Annotated in this window: 19 protein-coding genes and 1 tRNA gene; 14 read left to right on the top strand and 6 right to left on the bottom strand. The window is 73.3% G+C overall.

Annotated features, from left to right (window positions below):
• Window positions 1-87: 87 nt before the first annotated feature.
• The 3 genes from H0S66_RS04540 (at window position 88) to H0S66_RS04530 (ending at window position 2523) form a co-directional block, all read left to right on the top strand.
• Window positions 88-1026 carry an exonuclease/endonuclease/phosphatase family protein gene (locus H0S66_RS04540; RefSeq protein ID WP_179614340.1) on the top strand — a complete coding sequence of 313 codons (939 nt, stop codon included), beginning with the start codon at window positions 88-90 and terminating at the stop codon, window positions 1024-1026.
• Between the two features lie 76 nt (window positions 1027-1102).
• On the top strand, window positions 1103-2338 hold the full coding sequence (locus H0S66_RS04535) for an LCP family protein (RefSeq protein WP_258017093.1): 1236 nt from the start codon (window positions 1103-1105) through the stop codon (window positions 2336-2338).
• On the top strand, window positions 2335-2523 hold the full coding sequence (locus H0S66_RS04530) for a hypothetical protein (protein WP_179614339.1): 189 nt from the start codon (window positions 2335-2337) through the stop codon (window positions 2521-2523). The genes H0S66_RS04535 and H0S66_RS04530 overlap by 4 nt, the downstream gene beginning before the upstream one ends.
• Before the next feature lie 6 nt (window positions 2524-2529).
• Here the strand turns inward: H0S66_RS04530 and H0S66_RS04525 are convergent, their stop codons facing one another.
• The 3 genes from H0S66_RS04525 to H0S66_RS04515 form a co-directional block, all read right to left on the bottom strand.
• Window positions 2530-2889, bottom strand: a complete 360-nt coding sequence (locus H0S66_RS04525; RefSeq protein ID WP_179614338.1) for an MscL family protein — start codon at window positions 2887-2889, stop codon at window positions 2530-2532.
• 150 nt (window positions 2890-3039) lie between these two features.
• Window positions 3040-3480 carry an SAF domain-containing protein gene (locus H0S66_RS04520; protein WP_180923786.1) on the bottom strand — a complete coding sequence of 147 codons (441 nt, stop codon included), beginning with the start codon at window positions 3478-3480 and terminating at the stop codon, window positions 3040-3042.
• Window positions 3481-3669: 189 nt separating this feature from the next.
• Window positions 3670-4014: an FmdB family zinc ribbon protein gene (locus H0S66_RS04515; RefSeq protein ID WP_179614336.1), complete on the bottom strand. Its 345-nt coding sequence runs from the start codon at window positions 4012-4014 to the stop codon at window positions 3670-3672.
• 122 nt (window positions 4015-4136) lie between these two features.
• Here H0S66_RS04515 and H0S66_RS04510 point away from each other — a divergent pair, with 122 nt between their 5' ends.
• Window positions 4137-6836 (top strand): penicillin acylase family protein, encoded by a 2700-nt coding sequence (locus H0S66_RS04510; protein ID WP_246305111.1) that lies wholly within the window; start codon window positions 4137-4139, stop codon window positions 6834-6836.
• A 365-nt stretch (window positions 6837-7201) separates the two neighbouring features.
• On the opposite strand, the gene H0S66_RS04505 is transcribed toward H0S66_RS04510, so the two are convergent.
• Window positions 7202-7804, bottom strand: coding sequence for a 5-formyltetrahydrofolate cyclo-ligase (locus H0S66_RS04505; RefSeq protein ID WP_179614335.1), 603 nt, complete (start codon window positions 7802-7804; stop codon window positions 7202-7204).
• Window positions 7805-7827: 23 nt separating this feature from the next.
• Here H0S66_RS04505 and H0S66_RS04500 point away from each other — a divergent pair, with 23 nt between their 5' ends.
• The 9 genes from H0S66_RS04500 to H0S66_RS04460 all read left to right on the top strand — a co-directional run bounded on the left by H0S66_RS04500 (window position 7828) and on the right by H0S66_RS04460 (window position 14250).
• Window positions 7828-9216 carry a UTP--glucose-1-phosphate uridylyltransferase gene (locus H0S66_RS04500; RefSeq protein WP_179614334.1) on the top strand — a complete coding sequence of 463 codons (1389 nt, stop codon included), beginning with the start codon at window positions 7828-7830 and terminating at the stop codon, window positions 9214-9216.
• Window positions 9209-10447, top strand: a complete 1239-nt coding sequence (gene glp / locus H0S66_RS04495; protein WP_179614333.1) for a molybdotransferase-like divisome protein Glp — start codon at window positions 9209-9211, stop codon at window positions 10445-10447. Before H0S66_RS04500 ends, glp begins: the two co-directional genes overlap by 8 nt.
• Window positions 10447-10944: a cyclic pyranopterin monophosphate synthase MoaC gene (gene moaC / locus H0S66_RS04490; protein ID WP_179614332.1), complete on the top strand. Its 498-nt coding sequence runs from the start codon at window positions 10447-10449 to the stop codon at window positions 10942-10944. Before glp ends, moaC begins: the two co-directional genes overlap by 1 nt.
• Window positions 10941-11417: a MogA/MoaB family molybdenum cofactor biosynthesis protein gene (locus tag H0S66_RS04485; protein WP_179614331.1), complete on the top strand. Its 477-nt coding sequence runs from the start codon at window positions 10941-10943 to the stop codon at window positions 11415-11417. Before moaC ends, H0S66_RS04485 begins: the two co-directional genes overlap by 4 nt.
• Window positions 11414-12025, top strand: coding sequence for a GNAT family N-acetyltransferase (locus H0S66_RS04480; protein ID WP_246305110.1), 612 nt, complete (start codon window positions 11414-11416; stop codon window positions 12023-12025). The genes H0S66_RS04485 and H0S66_RS04480 overlap by 4 nt, the downstream gene beginning before the upstream one ends.
• Window positions 12026-12130: 105 nt before the next feature.
• Window positions 12131-13006, top strand: coding sequence for a divisome protein SepX/GlpR (sepX, locus tag H0S66_RS04475; protein ID WP_179614330.1), 876 nt, complete (start codon window positions 12131-12133; stop codon window positions 13004-13006).
• Window positions 13007-13082: 76 nt separating this feature from the next.
• Window positions 13083-13158, top strand: a tRNA-Ala gene (locus tag H0S66_RS04470).
• 149 nt (window positions 13159-13307) lie between these two features.
• Window positions 13308-13610 (top strand): hypothetical protein, encoded by a 303-nt coding sequence (locus H0S66_RS04465; RefSeq protein ID WP_179614329.1) that lies wholly within the window; start codon window positions 13308-13310, stop codon window positions 13608-13610.
• A gap of 100 nt (window positions 13611-13710) precedes the next feature.
• Window positions 13711-14250, top strand: coding sequence for a hypothetical protein (locus H0S66_RS04460; protein ID WP_179614328.1), 540 nt, complete (start codon window positions 13711-13713; stop codon window positions 14248-14250).
• 427 nt (window positions 14251-14677) lie between these two features.
• On the opposite strand, the gene H0S66_RS04455 is transcribed toward H0S66_RS04460, so the two are convergent.
• On the bottom strand, window positions 14678-15289 hold the full coding sequence (locus H0S66_RS04455) for a TetR/AcrR family transcriptional regulator (RefSeq protein ID WP_179614327.1): 612 nt from the start codon (window positions 15287-15289) through the stop codon (window positions 14678-14680).
• A 134-nt stretch (window positions 15290-15423) separates the two neighbouring features.
• On the opposite strand from H0S66_RS04455, the gene H0S66_RS04450 reads away from it, so the two are divergent.
• Entirely contained in the window at window positions 15424-15987 is a 564-nt protein-coding gene (locus H0S66_RS04450) for a carboxymuconolactone decarboxylase family protein (RefSeq protein WP_179614326.1), read from the top strand.
• Between the two features lie 62 nt (window positions 15988-16049).
• On the opposite strand, the gene H0S66_RS04445 is transcribed toward H0S66_RS04450, so the two are convergent.
• On the bottom strand, window positions 16050-16568 hold the full coding sequence (locus H0S66_RS04445; RefSeq protein ID WP_179614325.1) for a hypothetical protein: 519 nt from the start codon (window positions 16566-16568) through the stop codon (window positions 16050-16052).
• Window positions 16569-16598: the final 30 nt, after the last annotated feature.

The following is a 16598-nucleotide window of genomic DNA, read 5'->3' as shown; positions in this document are numbered from 1 at the left end:
TGCGCGGTCATTTTGTCAGCAGCCGCCGGCGGGGACGAAAGCAGGGCCGCCCGGGCCGAAGGTAAAGACCTCGGTCATCATGGAGGCGTGGGACGACGAGGACGGGTGGCGGCGGGGCTGTCCCTGCTGCTCGTCGTGCTGCTCGTCGTGCTGGCGCTGACAACGGGGCTGCTGGGCCCGGGGACCCCCGAGCAGGACGGCGAGGCGCACGAGCGGGTCGCCCGCCTGGAGGGGCGCGAGCCCGCCGCGACGATCCGGGTGGTGTCCCAGAACGTCTTCCACGACATGGACCGCGCCGACACCCAGCACGACATGAGCCGGATCTTCGCCCGCGGCGGGGTCGACGTGGTCGGCTGGCAGGAGGCCCACACCGAGCACTTCGTGGCGCTGCACCCCCGCTACCGCGAGCAGGGCTGGCGCACGGCGTACTTCGGCGAGGCCAAGGGCAGCCAGGGCGACGCCATCTCCTGGCGCAGCGACCGGTTCGCCCTCCTCTCGCGCGACGCGTGGGAGATGCACCCCGGCGCCGGGCCGCGCGCGACCCAGCGGCCCTTCGCGGCGCGCTACGTGACCAGCGTGCTGCTGCGCCACCGGGCGAGCGGGCTGACCGTCCGGGTCGTCAACACCCACGTCAACCACTTCATCGAGACCGGGCAGCGCTTCCGGCGCAACATCAACGCCCGCTACGCCAAGCGCCACCTGGCCTGGCTCGCCGAGCGCTGGGACACCTGGTCGGGCGACGTCGTCGTCGGCACCGGCGACTACAACTTCGACCACGCCGACGACCGGGACGCCCGACCGGTGGGCGGGATCTCGCGCCGCTTCGCGGGCCGCGCGGTGTCGTCGTACGAGACGCTCGGCCTGGCGGGGGTGCCGGCGACCCTGGAGGGGCGCTGGGTCGACTACGTGTTCCTGGCCCAGCAGAGCATCGACGCCGGCCGCGCCCAGCTCGCGGCCCACCGCAGCCTCGGCGGCTTCCGCTCCGACCACCGGCCGCTGCAGGCCACGGTGCGCCTCTACCGCTGAGCCGTCCGAGGCGGCCCTCCTGAGAGAGCGCTGAGCGGAGTTGGATCAGCGGTGGGCGGCGCCGCACAATCGTGCGGTGACCCAGCCCGACCCGACGCCGAACGCCGAGGTGGCGACCCCGGTGGCCGCCGGTGCGCGCGCCGGACGGCGCCGCGCGGCGCCGCGCCGCTCCCACACCGTGGCCCGGGTGCTGGTCTCCACGCTGGTCGTGCTCGCCATGGTCTCCGGGCTGACGATCACCTACCTCTACCGCCACTACAGCGACAACCTCACCGTCCTCGACATCGAGGACCAGATCGTCGGCGAGCGCCCCGACAAGGTCGAGGTCGCCGGTCCGCAGGAGCCGCTCAACGTGCTCGTGATGGGCTCCGACAGCCGCGAGGGCGAGAACAACATCGACGGCCTCACCGGCGGCGGCGAGCGCTCCGACACCACCCTGCTGCTGCACCTCTCGGCCGACCGCGAGCGTGCGTACGGCGTCAGCATCCCGCGCGACTCGATGGTCGACCGACCGGCCTGCCGCACCGAGGGCGGCGCCGAGATCCCGGCCGAGTCCTACACGATGTGGAACGAGGCCTTCCAGCTCGCCGGCCCGGCCTGCACCATCCAGCAGTTCGAGGAGCTCACCGGCATCCGCCTCGACCACTTCGTCGTCGTCGACTTCGAGGGCTTCCAGGGCATGGTCGACGCGGTGGGCGGCGTCGAGGTGTGCATCCCCGAGACGATCGACGACCGGGCCCACGGCATCTACCTGGAGGCCGGCACCCGCAAGCTCGAGGGCATCCAGGCCCTCAACTACGTGCGCGAGCGCTACGCCCTCTCCGGCGGCTCCGACATCGGCCGGATGAAGCGCCAGCAGGCCTTCATCGCATCGATGGCCAGCACGGTGCTGTCCTCCGACACCCTGGCGCGCCCCGACCGGCTGCTCGGCTTCCTCGAGGCCGCCACCGAGTCGCTCACCCTCGACGAGGGCCTCGGCAACCTGGTCAAGATCGCGCAGCTGGGCTACGAGTTCCGCGGGATCGGGCCCGACAAGATCCAGTTCATGACCATCCCCAACGCCGTGGACCCCGCCGACCCCAACAAGCTGGTGTGGACCGAGGACGCCGCCGGGGTCTGGAACGCGCTGGCCGCCGACGAGCCGCTGACCAAGCGGCTGCGCAGCGACGTGATCACCGCCGGCAAGGTGCCCGGCTCCTCCTCGTCGGACGAAGACGACGACGAGGCTGGCTCCGGCTCGGGCTCGGGGTCGGGCGGCGGCGACGGGCTGGCCACCGACGAGGCCCTCGAGGCCGCGGGGCTGTGCACGTGAGCCCGGCCGAGGGTCCGGGGGCGGAGACCGGCGAGAGCGACTGGGAGCGCCGCCGGCGGCTGGCCGAGGTCTTCGGCGACGCGCTGCCCGAGACCACCAGCGACGAGCGCTCGGACGACGAGCGCGAGCGCCGGGACGGGGACGCCTGGCTGCGAGCCCAGGTGCCCCCGCACCACGGCGGGTAGGACGGATCAGGCGGTCGGGGTCCCCCGGCCGGCGATCAGCGCGTCGCGGATCTCGCGCAGCAGGACGGTGTCCTCGGGCGTGCCCGGGGCGGGGCTGGGGAAGTACTTCTCCTTGGCCCGGGTGTAGGGCAGCACGATCAGGAAGTAGACGACCGCGGCCAGGATCAGGAACGCGATCACGGCGTTCATGAAGGCGCCGAACGAGTTCTCCTTGTTGGAGAAGATGTCCTCGACGCCGCTCGGCAGCTTGCCGGTCAGCCAGGCCGTGAACGTGGTGACCACCGCGCCGAAGGCGGTCGCCATGATGACCGCGACGGCCAGGTCGACGAGGTTGCCGCGCAGGACGAAGCTCTTGAATCCACCCATGGTGAGTGTCCTTCTCGGTAGTAGAGGTCGACCCGGTCGGGCCGTGACGACCCTATCGAGCCCAGGCGTAGGACAGGAACGACCGCGCCGCCGCCTCACTGATCGTGGTGACGACCGGCGCGGGCACGCCGAGGACCACCACCCGGCCGCTCAACCCCGACGCGGCGCTGCCGGGGGCGCCGTCGGGCGGGGGCAGGGCCAGCACCGCGACGTCGAGCGCCACCAGCGCGAACCGCCCTCGGCGGGGTCGGTGGCGACCAGGTCGATCCGGTCGCCGACGCGCAGCAGGGCCACCGCCTCGGGGTCGGGCAGCCGCACCGGGAGCGCCGCCACGCCGGAGGGTGCGCCCTGCGCGAGGCCCGGCCCGACCAGGCGGGCGCGGCTGACGACCTCGCCGCGGGCCAGGGGAGCGGCCAGCACCTCGCCGAGGGGCGCCTCGGCCAGGTCCTCGGGCACGCTGGCCGGGCTGAAGCCGACGGTGACCAGGTCGCCGGGCTCCAGCACCGCCCCGCCCGGCAGGTCGTGGGCGGCCACCAGCACCGGCACGGTCGCGGGCGGCGGCTGCGTGGTGACGTGCAGACCGGCCAGCACCGCGACCGCGCTGAGCAGCGCGGCCAGGGGGCGTCGCCGGGCCAGCAGCGAGCGGCGTACGCCGTGGGCGGCGCGGCGTAGGGGTCAGCGGCGGGTCGGGGTGGCGGGGGTCGGCGGAGAGCACCCGCCGACGCTAGGACGTCGCGGCCGCGGGCGCGGCGCTCCTCCACAGGCCCCCGCGGGGCTGGCTCAGGAGGAGGCGGCGGGGGTGCTCGACGACGTGCTGCCCGACGTGCTGCTCGAGGAGCCCGAGGTTCTCGAGGAGCCCGAGGTGCTGGACGTGCTGCTCGAGGAGCCGGAGTCCTTGCTCGTCGAGGACGAGCCGGAGGTGCTGCTGGAGCCACCCGACTTGGCGTCGGCGCGGCTGTCGGTGCGGTAGAAGCCCGAGCCCTTGAAGACGACGCCGACGGCGTTGAAGAGCTTGCGCAGCCGGCCCTCGCACTCGGGACACGTGGTGAGCGCGTCGTCGGAGAAGCTCTGGAACTGCTCGAAGGCGTGGCCGCACTCGGTGCAGGCGTACTGGTAGGTCGGCATCGTGTCTCCGCGGGGGTGGCGCCCGGGGGCGCGCTGGAACTGGTGGAGGTGGAACGAGTCGTGGCGCTGGCACTCGGCTGCGCCGACTGCTAATCCTACGTCAGGGCAGAATGGCCGCCACCATGACCGACACCTCGACGAACAGCGCCGGGCAGCGTCCCGACCCGGACGACGCCCCCTCGCCCCCGCCCCCGGGCGGTCCCGCCGGGGCCGTGGCGAGGTTCCTGGGCGGCACGTGGCGACGCTTCCGGGCGCTGCCGCTGCCGATGCGCCTGGCGGCGTACGTCGCCGCGGGGCTGGTGCTGCTCCTGGTGCTGACGGCGGCGACCGCCACCGTGCTGGTGCGGCGTCCGCTGCCCCAGACCGGCGGGACGGTCGAGATCACCGGCCTCGACGGCGAGGTGGAGGTGCTGCGCGACGAGCACGGGATCGCCCAGGTCTACGCCGACACGATGGGCGACCTGGCGCGCGGCCAGGGCTTCGTGCACGCGCAGGAGCGCTTCTTCGAGATGGACGTGCGGCGCCACGCGACCGCCGGCCGGCTTGCCGAGCTGTTCGGTGAGGACGCCGTCGAGAGCGACGCCTACGTGCGCACCATGGGCTGGCGGCGGGTGGCGGAGAAGGAGGTCGCGCTGCTGACCCCCGACACCCGCGCGTTCCTGGAGGCCTACGCCGACGGCGTGAACGCCTACCTGGAGGACCGCGGCACCTCGAGCATCTCGGTGGAGTACTCCGTGCTGCGCCTGGGTGGGCTGACCTACACCCCCGAGGAGTGGACCCCCGTCGACTCCCTGGCCTGGCTCAAGGCGATGGCCTGGGACCTGCGCGGCAACATGGACGACGAGATCGCGAGGGTGCTCAGCGCCGACGCGGTGGGCGAGGAGCGGGCGGCGGCGCTGTTCCCCGCCTACCCCTACGACGAGGTCACCCCGATCGTGACGCAGGGCGCGGTCGTCGACCAGGTCTACGAGCAGGACGCGCGACGCGGCCAGACACGGGTGCCGCTGCGCCCGGGCTTCGAGGCCGACCAGCGCTCCGCCCTGCGCGACCTGGGCGACGGGCTGGCGCGGATGCCGGCCTGGCTCGGCCGCGGGGAGGGCATCGGGTCGAACTCGTGGGTGGTCGCGGGCGAGCACACCGCCTCGGGCAGCCCGCTGCTGGCCAACGACCCCCACCTGGGCACCAGCCTGCCCGGCGTGTGGATGCAGATGGGCCTGCACTGCCGCGACGTCGGCCCGGCCTGCCCGCTCGACGTCAGCGGCTTCACCTTCTCCGGTGTGCCCGGCGTCATCATCGGCCACAACGCCGACATCGCCTGGGGGTTCACCAACCTCGGGCCCGACGTCACCGACCTCTTCGTCGAGCGGGTCACCGACGAGGACGTGCTCCACGACGGCGAGCTGCGCCCGCTGCGGATCCGCGAGGAGGTCATCCGGGTCCAGGGCGGCCAGGACGTGCGCCTGACGGTGCGCACCAGCAGCCACGGCCCGCTGGTCTCCGACGTCGCCGAGCAGCTCGGCGAGGTCGCCGAGGCCACCGGTGACGACATCGGCACCTTCGTCCCCGAGGACGAGGAGGCCGCGATCGCCCTGCAGTGGACCGCGCTGCAGCCCGGCACCACCGCCGACGCGATCCTGGCGCTCAACCTGGCCAGCGACTGGGACGCCTTCCGCGCCGCGGCCTCCGACTTCGAGGCCCCCGCCCAGAACCTGGTCTACGCCGACACCGAGGGGCACATCGGCTACCAGGCGCCCGGGCGCATCCCGATCCGCAAGTCGGGCAACGACGGCACCGTGCCGTCCGCCGGCTGGCTGCCCGAGAACGACTGGACCGGGGCCTTCGTGCCGTACGACGCCCTGCCCAGCGTGCTCGACCCCGACGAGGGGTTCGTCATCACCGCCAACCAGGCCGTCGTCGGCCCGCGCTACCCCTTCTTCCTCACCGACGACTGGGACCGGGGCGCCCGCTCGGAGCGCATCCGCTCCCTGCTCACCGACCGTCTCGAGGCCGGGCCCGTCGACGTCGACGACATGCTCGAGATCCAGCTCGACACCCGCAACCCGATGGCCCCGGTGCTGGTGCCCCACCTGCTCGACGTCGACCTGCCGCGCGGCTACGCCGACGACGGCCAGGCGCTCCTGGACGACTGGGACTTCAGCCAGCCCGCCGAGGGCGAGCACTCCGCCGCGGCGGCGTACTACAACGTCGTGTGGGCCAACCTGCTCGAGCTGCTCTTCGCCGACGAGCTGCCCGCCGACCTCGCCCCCGACGGCGGCCAGCGCTGGATGGCCGTGGTCGCCGACCTGCTCGACGAGCCCGACAACGGGTGGTGGGACGACCTGGTGACCGAGGAGGTCGAGCGTCGCGACGACACCCTCGAGCGGGCGATGCTCGAGGCCCGCGACGAGCTCGTGCGGCTCCAGGCGCGCGACGCCGAGAGCTGGACCTGGGGCCACGTGCACCGCCTCGACCTGCGCTCGGCCACGCTGGGGGAGTCCGGGATCGCCCCCGTCGAGGCCCTCCTCAACCGCGACGACTGGGGCGTCGGCGGCGGCTCCGGCATCGTCGACGCCAGCTCGTGGGACGCCGCCGAGGGCTACACCGTCACCGCGGCTCCCTCGATGCGCCTGGTCACCAGCCCCGGCGACTGGGACGCCTCGCGGTGGATCAACCTCACCGGCGTCTCGGGGCACCCCGCCAGCCCCCACTACACCGACCAGACCGACCTCTGGGCCGTCGGCGACACCCTGCCCTGGCTCTTCGGCGAGGACGCCGTCAGCGACGCCACCGAGGACCGGCTGGTGCTGCGCCCCGCCGACTGACCGTCGGTCGAGCAGCGACGAGACCTGGTGAGGTGCGCGCTCGTCGTACATCGGGTGGCGCTTCGTTGGTCGAGCAGTGACGAGCGCCAGCGAGGAGCGTCGTCGAGGCCCGGTGAGGTGTGCGCCTCCTGTACGCCATGGGGTCGCGGGGTTTCGGCGACGCTCGAGCCTTCGGCCCTCGCTGCTCAACCAGCGGGGGTCGTCGTTGGTCGAGCAGTGACGAGCGCCAGCGAGGAGCGTCGTCGAGACCGGGTGAGGTGCGCGCCTCCTGTACGCCATGGGGTCGCGGGGTTTCGGCGACGCTCGAGCCTTCGGCCCTCGCTGCTCAACCTGCGGCGGGGCCCTCGCTGCGCGAGCAGCGGTGGTCAGAAGCGGGTCAGGCCGGAGGGGGAGGCGGCGGCGGTGACCGGGCGGTCGTGCGGTTCGCGGGGGACGTCGAGACCGACCTCGTCGTCGTGCAGCAGCACGCAGGTGAAGGTGCCCAGTGGCACCCGGGCCAGGGCCCGGTCGTAGGAGCCGCCGCCGCGACCGAGCCGCAGCCCGTCGGCGGCCACCGCGAGGCCGGGCACCAGCACCACGTCGGCGCCGGCGACCGCGTCGGGGCCCAGCCGCTCGCCGTCGGGCTCGAGCAGGCCGAGCGGGGCGCGGCGCAGGTGCTCCTCGCCGCCGTACGTCGCCCAGTCGAGGTCGCCGTCGGGCAGCAGCACCGGCAGCAGCACCCGGCGGCCCGAGGCCCGCAGCGCCTCGAGGAGCAGCCCGGTGCCGGGCTCGCTGCCCACCGCGACGTACGCCGCGAGGGTGGCGGCGCGGCGTACCTCGGGGCTGGCCAGCAGGTGCTCGGCCACGGCCCGGGCGGCCTCCGCGCGCTCGGGCAGCGGCCGCCGGCGCCGGCTGGTGACGACCCGGTCGCGCAGCGCCGTCTTGGCCGCCGCGGCGGCGGACCCGGAGGGTGTTTGCTCACGAGGCACGGGTCGAGCCTACGATCGGTCGTATGGGTTCCCCTGGCTTGCGCGCTGCCCGCGAGAAGATGAAGGCCGCCGGTGTCGACGAGGTCGCTGTCGAGACCTTCGCGCACTACTACCGCCTGCTCGAGCACGGAGAGACCGGGATGATCCCCGAGTCGAGCATCGAGCCGGTCGACATGGAGTCGCTGGCCGACGTCGAGGTCGACGACGAGGTCGCCACGAGGGCGATCACCGAGACGGCGGTGATCAAGCTCAACGGCGGGCTCGGCACCTCGATGGGCATGGACCGGGCCAAGTCGCTGCTGTGCGTGCGCCGCGGGCTGTCGTTCCTCGACATCATCGCCCGCCAGGTGCTGCACCTGCGCCAGCAGCACCAGGCGCGGCTGCCGCTGATCTTCATGAACTCCTTCCGCACCTCCGGCGACACCATGGACGCGCTCGCGCGCTACGACGACCTGCCGGTCGCGGGTCTGCCCCTGGAGTTCCTGCAGAACAAGGAGCCCAAGCTCCTGGTCAAGGACCTCTCGCCGGTCAGCTGGCCCAAGGACCCCGACCTCGAGTGGTGCCCGCCCGGGCACGGCGACCTCTACACCGCCCTGCGCGGCACCGGGCTGCTCGACCAGCTGATCGAGGCCGGCTACCGCTACGTCTTCGTCTCCAACTCCGACAACCTCGGCGCCGTGCCCGACCCGCGGGTCGCCGGCTGGTTCGCCGCGTCGGGGGCGCCGTTCGCGATCGAGGCCGTGCGGCGCACCGCCTCGGACCGCAAGGGCGGTCACTTCGCGCGCCGCAAGAGCGACGGACGGATCGTGCTGCGGGAGACCGCGCAGACCCTCGAGGAGGACAAGGCGGCGCTCGGCGACCTCGAGCGGCACCGCTTCACCTCCACCAACAACCTGTGGTTCGACCTGCAGGCGATGAAGGACGCCCTCGACCAGCGCGAGGGCATCCTCGGCCTGCCGCTGATCAAGAACGTCAAGAACGTCGACCCCGGCGACAAGAAGTCGCCCGAGGTGATCCAGGTCGAGACCGCCATGGGTGCGGCGATCGAGGTCTTCGAGGGCGCCCGCCTGATCGAGGTGGGCCGCGACCGCTTCGTGCCGGTCAAGACGACGAACGACCTGCTGGTGCTGCGCTCCGACGTCTACGCCATCGGCAAGGACTTCGTGCTCGACCAGGAGGCCGAGCAGGTGCCGTTCGTCGAGCTCGACGAGACCTACTACAAGCTCGTCGGCGAGTTCGACAAGCGCTTCCCCGAGGGCGCGCCGTCGTTGAAGCAGGCCCAGCGCCTCAGCATCGCGGGCGACGTCACCTTCGGCCACGGCGTCTCGGTGGTCGGCGACGTGACCGTCGGGGGCCGCTCGGCCCAGCGCGTCGAGCCGGGTGCCGTGCTGAGCGGCGACCCGGATGCCTGACGCGCCCATCACCGTCGAGGAGCACCTCGAGCGGATCCTGGCCGCGGTCCGCCCGCTGCCGGCCTACCAGCAGCCCCTGATGGAGTCGCTGGGCCTGGCCGCCGCCGAGTCGGTGGTCTCGCCGATCCCGCTGCCGCCCTTCGACAACTCCGCGATGGACGGGTACGCCGTGCACCGCGCCGACGTGGCCGGCGCCGGGGCCGACACCCCGGTCGAGCTGCCCGTGGTTGGCGAGATCGGCGCCGGCAACGCCCGCCTGCTGGCGCTCTCGCCGGGCACGGCGGCCAAGATCATGACCGGCGCGCCGATGCCGGCCGGCGCCGACGCGGTGGTGCCCTACGAGTGGACCGACCGCGGCGTGGCCCGGGTGCGCATCGACAAGGCGCCCGCCGACGGCCAGCACGTGCGCTGCTCGGGCGAGGACGTCGCCGTCGGCGACCTGCTCATCGACGAGGGCACCGTGCTCGGCCCGCGCCACCTGGGGCTGCTGGCCTCGGTCGGCCGCTCGACCATCGCGGTGCGGCCCCGCCCGCGGGTGGTGATCCTCTCCACCGGCACCGAGCTGCGCGAGCCCGGCACCGACCTGGGCCACGACTCGATCTACGACGGCAACTCCTTCCTGCTGGCCGCCGCCGCCCGCCGCGCCGGGGCGCTGGCCTACCGGGTCGGGATCGTGCCCGACCAGCCGCGCGCCTTCCTCGACGCCCTCGAGGACCAGCTGGTGCGCGCCGACGTCGTGGTGACCTCGGGCGGCATCTCGATGGGCGACTACGACGTGGTCAAGGAGGCGCTCGCGCCGCTGGGCACGGTCTGGTTCGGCCCGGTGGCGATGCAGCCGGGCAAGCCGCAGGGCTTCGGCACGGTCGGCGAGGACGACACGCTGATCTTCACGCTGCCCGGCAACCCGGTGTCGTCGTACCTGTCCTTCGAGATGTTCGTGCTGCCGGCGCTGCGCACGATGATGGGGCTGACCCCGGTCTCGCGCCCGCAGGTGCCGATGCGGCTGACCCACGCGATCTCCTCGCCGCCCGGGCGGCGCCAGTTCCTGCGCGCCACCACCGAGCCCGGCCACGGCCGGGTCAGCCCGGTCGGCGGCCCGGGCTCGCACCTGGTCGGCGACCTCGCCGAGGCCGACGCGCTGGTCGTCGTCCCCGAGGACGTCACCGAGCTGCCCGCGGGCGCCGAGGTCAGCGTGATCCACCTCGACTCCGGTCTCGAGGGCGGCCACTGATGGCCGGCGCGTCGGGCGAGCCGGGGCAGGACCGGCTGACCCACGTCGACGAGCACGGCGCCGCCCGCATGGTCGACGTCTCCGAGAAGGCCGTGACCGCGCGCACCGCCCGCGCCTCGGGCCGGGTGCTGGTCTCGGCGCAGGTCGTGGCGCTGCTGCGCGGCGAGGGCGTGCCCAAGGGCGACGCGCTCGCGGTGGCGCGGCTGGCCGGGATCATGGGCGCCAAGCAGACCCCGTCGCTGGTCCCGCTGTGCCACCCGCTCGCGCTCTCGGGCGTCGAGGTCGACCTGGCGGTCGCCGACGACGCCGTCGAGATCGCCGCGACCGTGCGCACCACCGACCGCACCGGCGTCGAGATGGAGGCGCTGACGGCCGTCTCGGTCGCCGCGCTGACCGTGGTCGACATGGTCAAGGCCGTCGACAAGGCCGCCGTCATCACCGACGTGCGGGTCGAGACCAAGAGCGGCGGGCGCTCGGGCGACTGGGCGCGGCCGTGAGCCTGCTCGCCGGGGTCGTGGTCGCCTCCAACCGCGCCGCGGCCGGGGTGTACGACGACACCACCGGCCCGCTGATCGTCACCGCCCTGCGCGAGCTGGGCTTCGTGGTCGACGAGCCGGTGGTGGTGCCCGACGGCGACCCGGTGCGCGAGGCCATCGCCACCGCCGTCGCGGCGGGCGCCCGGGTGGTGCTCACCACCGGCGGCACCGGGCTGACCCCGACCGACCGCACCCCCGAGGCGACCCGGTCGCTGCTGGAGCGCGAGGTGCCCGGCATCGCCGAGGCGATCCGCGCCCACGGCCTGGCCAAGGGGGTGCCGACCGCGATGCTCTCGCGCGGGCTGGCCGGCCTGGTCGGCTCCTGCCTGGTGGTCAACCTCCCGGGCTCGCGCGGCGGGGTGAAGGACGGCCTCGAGGTGCTGGCGCCGGTGCTGGTGCACGCCGCCGAGCAGGTCGTCGGGAGCGACCATTGAGCCGCTCCCGCCTGCGCGGTCGGCGCGGGTGGCCGGTGCGGCTGCGCCACGGTGAGGTGGTGCTGCGACCGATGCGGGTCGCCGACGCCGAGGCGTGGCGGCGCGCCCGGCAGGCCAACGCCACCTGGCTGGTGCCGTGGGACGCCACCGTCCCGCCGGGGGGAGACCCGCGGCCCACGACGTTCCGGGCGCTGGTGTGGCGGATGCGGCGCCAGGCGCGCCAGGGCACGACGTACCCCTTCGTGGTCGAGGTCGGCGGCGAGTTCGCCGGGCAGGTGACCCTCAACAACGTGGTCGGCGGCTCCGCGCAGTTCGGGTCGGTGGGCTACTGGATCGACCGGCGCTTCGCCGGTCGCGGGATCATGCCGCTGGCGGTCGCGATGGTGCTGGACCACGCCTTCGCCGAGCTGGGCCTGCACCGCGTCGAGATCGCGATCCGCCCCGAGAACTCCAACTCGCTGCGCGTCGCCGAGAAGCTGGGCGCCCACGAGGTCGGCTACGCCCCGCGCTACCTGCACATCGACGGCGACTGGCGCGACCACCGTCTCTACGCCGTCACCGTCGAGGACGTGCCGCCCGGCGGGCTGGTGAGCCGGGTCGGGGGCTGAGCGCCGGGTCTGTGAGGCCAGAAACCCCACCAGTCACACCAGCAATTTGCGACACACGTGTAGACATCCACCCCACCCTGCGCTAGCGGACCTAGGGTCGACTCCGTGGACCTGAGCGCACTGATCTTCGTCGCCCTCGCTGTGGCGTGGGCCGTCTACCTGGTCCCGAAGGCGCTCAAGCACCACGACGACGTGGTGCGCAGCCGTTCGGTCGACCGCTTCAGCCAGACCATGCGGGTGCTGGCCCGCCGCGAGCCGGTCACCCGCCGCTCTGCGCGCCTGGTCGTCACCCCCGGTCGCGCCGCCGCGCCGCCGGTGGTGGTCACCAAGGCCAGCGCTGCCTCGGTCGAGGCCTCGCTCGACGCCTCGGCGCTGCCGCCGCTGCGGACCCCGGCCCAGCGCCGCGAGGCCGCCAACCGCGCCGCCCGTCGTCGCCGTCGGGTGCTGATGGCGCTGCTCGGGGCGCTCGTGGTGGTGGGGGTGCTGGCCCTGACCGGGGTCGTGGCCCCCGGCTACCTCGGCGTGCCCGGTGCGCTCCTGGTCGCCTGGCTGGTCGCCTGCCGGCTGATGGTGCGCCGCGAGACCGGCCTCGCCGGACCGCTCGCGCGCATCCCGGCGGTGCCCGTCGGCGACACCGACGAGAACGACGACGCCCAGGGCGAGCCGGTCGACCCCGCGACCGCCGCCCCGGCCGCCGAGGAGGAGGGGCCAGCCACCGAGGAGGTCCCGGTGGTGGCCGAGGAGGCGGTCGAGCTGCCCACCGGCGGCTGGGAGATGATGCCGGTGACCCTGCCGACGTACGTCACGAAGCCCGCCGCGGCCCGCCGCACCGTGCGCACCATCGACCTCGACTCGACCGGCGTGTGGACCTCGGGCCGCACCGAGATCGACGCCGCACTGGCCCGCGAGAGCGACCAGGCCGAGCGTGAGCGCCGCGCCCAGCGCGACCAGGGCGACGAGGGGCGCGCGGTCGGTTCCTGAGCCCGACTCGGGCGGGGCTGGATTCGGTCCGGCGCGGCCCGGGTGCTAGCGTTCAACCCGCGTCTTCGGGCGCGATGGGGCTGTGGCGCAGTTGGTAGCGCGTCTCGTTCGCAATGAGAAGGTCAGGGGTTCGAATCCCCTCAGCTCCACCACCGAGAAGACCTCCGACCAGCGACAACGCGGCCGGGGGTCTTCTTTCTGTAGTGACTAGGATCGTCGCACTCGACGAAAACTCGACGGTTGGGCCTCACGAATCGCCTTGGCGGCGAACGCCAAGAAGCTGTTCCCCAAGGGTGCCAAGGTGAAGCTGTTCGCCGACACAACCCAGGATCTCAAGGACAAGTACGACCGCATCCTGCGCTACGTCCAGCGGATCAAGGGCAGGAAGGACCGCGGCAAGCTGCAGCTCAAGGCCGGGCTTGCGAAGGTCTGCCGGCACGGTCTGCCACCGGGCACGGTCTCGCAGGTCGACCGGCACCGCATCGAGCTCGAGGCCGGAGTCCATCACTCGAGGTACGTGCACTACCGTCCCAAGAAGCGGCGCACGGAGCCCTGTGGCCGCACCGACACACAGAACAGTCGATCTCCCCATGGACGATGCTGACGGTCACCCCGGGCGTGGCGGCCCACCCCTGAGACGCCTGGGCGGCTGGGCCTTGTGGCCAGCGCTCGTGGCTGCTGCGGTGGCTTCGGCAGCATGCTCCGTGGGCGGCACCGAGGAAGACACCGGGCCGGCGACCCAGCCAGAGGTCCCCTCCACTGTGCAGGTGCTGATGCTCGGCGAGGCCGTCTCCGGGTTCCGCGGCGCCGACGTCGGTGACTACGCCACCTTGGACGGCCCCAACGTGTGCCTCGAGGGCCGAGGCGGGGCCGTCGGGACGACAGGCGAGGGACGCGGCGGCGCGGTACGGCTGACCGGCATCGAGCTCGATCCCACCGACAGCGGCATCGAGATCACCGACATCGGCGTGGTCGCCTCCTCCGAGCTCACCACGATGCCCGTCAGCCGTATCGGCCGGTTGCGCAAGACGCCCCAGGGGGCGCAACTACATCCTGAGAACGAGGTGCGGAGCCGGTGCGGGGACGAAGCCTCGGGCTCCGACCTCGTGTTCGTCGAACTCCGCAAGACGCGCGCCGGCACACTGCTCACCGAGCGGAGCCGTTACGTCTATGAGGCGGCGGGACGCACGTATCGCACCGACTGGTTCCCACTCGGATTCTCGATGCGTGGCGCCAGCAACTAGCCCCGCAGCGTCGCCGATCCTTGGCGGTGCGCGCGGTCTCCGCTCTGCTCGCCGCGCCTGATTGCGTCGGGCCGACACAGCGCAGACCCCGCCCGGGACAACCAGCGGTAGCGCACGACACCCACCGGCGCCGTCCCGCGCGGAGGATGAAAACCGCACCGGTCCAGCCGCCTCGGCCAAGGCGAGGGTCTCGTCGTAGTCTGCGCACCAGCGGGCAACGGGGCGGCCTATCACCGCAGGTCAACCGGGAACCTCTGGGCACCCGCAGGCACCACGGAAACCGTCTGCCCCTGAGAAGGTCAGGGGTTCGAATCCCCTCAGCTCCACCACGTGCAGCAGATCCACCAGATGTACCCCCGGCCCGGTCCGCGCCCCGCGCGGCCGGGCCTGCGTCGTTCCCGGGGGTCGGCACCGGGCGCGCCCGCGGCTACCAGGTGTCGACGGTGTCGTGCAGCGCCGCGAGGTAGCGGTGGACGTCGTCGGCGTCGGCGCCGGAGCGCAGGATGACCTGCACGCCGAGCAGGCAGGTGGTCAACAGGTCGGCGCGGCTGCCGACCAGCTGCTCGTCGGCGGGGTCGGTGGCGCGCGAGACCAGGACGCCGAGCTGCTCGCGCATCTGGCGGCGGTAGTCGGTGGCGAAGTCGTAGCCGGGCAGCTGGCCACGCAGCTCGTTGGAGGCCATCACCATCAGGCAGCCGTCGCGGCCGCGCTCGGAGACCGCGTCGGCCTCGAAGGCCTCCAGGAACGCGTGCACCGCCGCGACGCCCTCGCCGGCCGACCCGATGGTGGCGGCGAACATGGCGATCCGCTCGGCGAGGTAGCGCCGCAGCACCGTGGCGAAGAGCTCCTCCTTGGACCCGAACGTGCGGTAGAGGCTGGGCTTGTGCACGCCGCTGGCCTCCACGATGTCGGCCATGGAGGTCTGGGTGTAGCCCTGTCGCCAGAACAGCGAGGTCAGCGACTCGAGCACGGTCTCCTCGTCGTAGAGCCGAGGTCGGCCCACCGAGCCCTTGGGCGTCAGCGTCGTCGTGGTGCTCATGGGCCCATCGTACGCGCTCACCCCCGACTTTGGAACCGCCTAGTAGCGAATCGCCCAGTCATTGTGTACCGTTCGGTACTGAAGCGACGACGCGCTCCGCCGCGCGCCGCCGGACCGCTACGAGAGGGAGCACCATGACCGACTTCCAGCTGCACGACGAGACCACCGCACCCGAGGGCAGCGAGGAGCTGCTGGCCCGCTCGCGCAAGCAGAACGGGATGATCCCCGGCCTGCACGCCACGATGGCCGAGGCCCCGGGCCTGCTCGAGGCCTACCAGCAGGTCCACCAGCTCTTCCTCGACTCCAGCTTCGACAAGGAGGAGCTGACGGTGGTGTGGCAGAGCGTCAACGTCGAGCACGCGTGCCACTACTGCGTGCCCGCCCACACCGCGATCGCGCACGGCATGAAGGTGGACTCGGCCATCACCGACGCGCTGCGCGACGGCACCCCGCTGCCCGAGGCGCGCCTCGAGGCGCTGCGCACCTTCACCCTCGCCGTGGTCCGCGACCGCGGCGACGTCGACGAGGCCGGCGTGCAGGCCTTCCTCGACGCCGGCTTCACCAAGCGCCAGGTCCTCGAGGTCGTCCTCGGCGTCTCCCAGAAGGTGATGTCGAACTACACCAACCACCTGGCACGCACGCCCGTGGACGAGCCCTTCCGCAAGTTCGAGTGGAACGGCGCCACCGTCTCCGCCTGAGCGCAGGCGCACCGAAGCCCGCCCCGGTCCTGCCGGGGCGGGCTTCGTCGTGCGTGCAGGGCTCAGAGGCTGGTGCTGCTGTCCTCGGACTCGGCGGTGCCGTCCTGGGTGCCGTCCTCGTCGCCGTCCTGGTCGCTGCCGGGCCGCTCCCCGTCGCGACCGCCCGGTCCGCCGGGGCCGCCGTGCCCGCGGGGGCCGCGCAGCTCGCCGGACTCGGCGCGCTCGAGCATCTCGTCGGCCTCTTCCTGGGTGAGCTCGCCGGCCTCGACCGCAGCCGCGAGTCGCTCCTCGAGCTGCGCGAGGTGCTCGGCCTGCATCTCGGTGCGCAGCTCGGACTGCACCTTCTCCAGGGCGGCGGTGACCTCGTCGGCGTCGAGGCCGAGCTCGGCGGCCAGCGCCTCGCCCAGCGCACCCTGCATCTGCGCGCGCCGGTCCTCCTTGTCGGTGCCCTGCTCGGTGCTCTGGTCGGTGCTCTGCTCCGAGGTGGTCTCGGCCAGGGCGGGCACCCCCCAGGCGGCGATGCCGGTGCCGGCGGTGGCGGCCAGGACGACCCCGGCGGTGAACGTTGCTGTGCGACGCATGTCGCACCTCCTCGTGTCGTTGAGTGGGTC

Source organism: Nocardioides marinisabuli (assembly GCF_013466785.1).
Taxonomy (GTDB): domain Bacteria; phylum Actinomycetota; class Actinomycetes; order Propionibacteriales; family Nocardioidaceae; genus Nocardioides; species Nocardioides marinisabuli.
Note: the sequence above shows the minus strand (reverse complement) of the source record. Positions and strands in the feature narration are given on the sequence as shown.